The sequence below is a fragment of the Marinicauda pacifica genome, assembly GCF_004793635.1.
Lineage (GTDB): Bacteria > Pseudomonadota > Alphaproteobacteria > Caulobacterales > Maricaulaceae > Marinicauda > Marinicauda pacifica.
Map to the genome: position 1 here is coordinate 1 of NZ_SRXV01000094.1, position 305 is coordinate 305.

Here is a 305-nt window from a genome sequence, read left to right on the forward strand (position 1 = left end):
CGCGCTCGGCGTCACCGACATGGTGCTCGGCATGCCGCACCGCGGGCGCCTGAACGTGCTCGGCGCGGTGATGGACAAGCCCTACCACGTCATTTTCAACGAGTTTCAGGGCGGCGATACGCTCGGCGCGGAGTATTCCTCCGGCGACGTGAAATATCACCTCGGCTCCTCGTCCGACCGCGAGTTTGCCGGCAATACCGTCCACCTCTCGCTGACGGCCAACCCCTCCCACCTTGAGGCGGTCGACCCGGTCGTGCTCGGCAAGGTCCGCGCCAAGCAGGCCAAGTACCGGCGTCAGTCCGAGG

1 pseudogene is annotated in these 305 nt (G+C 66.6%); it reads left to right on the forward strand.

Going from position 1 to position 305, the window contains the following annotated elements:
* Positions 1–305: pseudogene (gene sucA, locus E5162_RS14530) on the forward strand (2-oxoglutarate dehydrogenase E1 component); the annotation flags it as partial.